The organism is Sulfolobus sp. B1, assembly GCF_007050195.1.
Lineage (GTDB): Archaea > Thermoproteota > Thermoprotei_A > Sulfolobales > Sulfolobaceae > Saccharolobus.
The window spans coordinates 1-1555 of the sequence record NZ_QIMI01000234.1 but is presented as its reverse complement, the minus strand read 5'-3'; the positions used below and the strand labels follow the sequence as shown (position 1 = coordinate 1555).

Here is a 1555-nt window from a genome sequence, read left to right as displayed (position 1 = left end):
ACCTCTATATCTTCAAACTCTTCTCCAACTAAAAATAATACCTTTTTCTGATTTGACATAATAGAAAAGAGAAGATAAAAAAGATAAACTTTTCTCTTTTAGGGGCTCTCCGTTTGTTCTTTTATTATACTTTCTATCTCGTCTGTTCTGAAACCACTGTAGACCGCGAAGAAATAAAATGCTAACCCCACTATTGCCATTACTATAGTGTCGTATGGGAATGGTATTGGAGCAGACGTACCTAACGGACCGAATCCTCCAAAGAAACTTAGAATGTAAGTTGCTAGTATCAAGAAAATTACCCAGAATCCGCTCTTTATATACTGTCTTCCTTTATTATTGACCGTGGTATAACCTACAATTGTCGGAATTACTAGCATTCCTAAGAAACCTAAGAAATATAATAGGAAGCTTCTGATTAAATCACCAGTTGTTGCAGAAGATGCAGTAATGATGTTGACGTATCCAAAATAAGCTAATCCAATATTTGCAAGTAACTGTGCTATGCCTAATCCAATACCTAAACTTCTATTCATACCTAACTCCCTAACTGCATAATACATCCAGAAAATGGGTACGCCTATGAATAATGCTGAGAACACATAGTAAAGTGTAGTAAAACCAGACCAGTATGGAATTAGTATAGCAGCTATTGTAGCTATTGAAGCTATTACGCTTGCTGCCGGTACTTTAATAGTTCTCTTCAGATCTGGGGCAGTTCTCCTTAAGGTCTGTAATCCAATACCACCCATAATGTATGTCAACACAGTAGCTGAAGAGATGAAGCCTACTAAAAGATACCAACTTGGGAATGGCAATAGGAAAATGAAACCTAAAATTAAAGATGCTATTAGTGACCATATGGGTATTCTATACTTATTTAATGTAATGAAGAATTTGGGAAAGTAACCATCCATTGATATTCCGTAAAACGTTCTAGTCGTAGTTCCTATGTAAATTAGACCAGTTCCGCTAGGAGAAATTACCGCGTCTATAAGTAATATGTAGCCCCAATAAATCAGAGCAGCTAGGCTTAGTGCCTTTCCAGCAGCCGTAATTTCGCTATAAAATGGTCCAGTTGACCAAGGACTTGAGAGTAAAGCTGTCCAATTCCCCGGAGTCGTAATACCAGCCGCTTTCCAATCTATAGCTCCTATAAATGATACTTGCAATAGTGTGTAAATTACGATAGCTATTAGTAATGCGAATATTACTGCTCTTCCAACATCTCTCTGTGGGTTTTTGGCTTCGCCTGCATATTCCACGGCCTGTCTGAATCCTAAGTAAGCGAACACTATACCTGTTGAAGGTATTGCGTAAAGCATCGCAGCCGGACCTACTATTCCAGAGCTGGCATATGCTACATTACTAGGAAATAACCCTCCATACGCGGTAAAGTTCTTTGCATTGAAGGCTGAGAATAATAGTAAGAAAGTTATCGTGGGTATTATCAGTTTCCAAGCTGTTATTCCAGAGTTAGTTTTTCCCAGCACTTTTATTCCAAAATAATTTATAAAAAATAATATTATTAGCAATAAAGTAGCTAATCCTACTC

1 protein-coding gene is annotated in these 1555 nt (G+C 37.4%); it reads right to left on the bottom strand.

What is annotated here, in order from left to right:
* Nucleotides 1-98 precede the first annotated feature (98 nt).
* A partial coding sequence (locus DMP16_RS09780; protein WP_143577181.1) for an APC family permease occupies nucleotides 99-1555 on the bottom strand: 1457 nt, incomplete at its 5' end.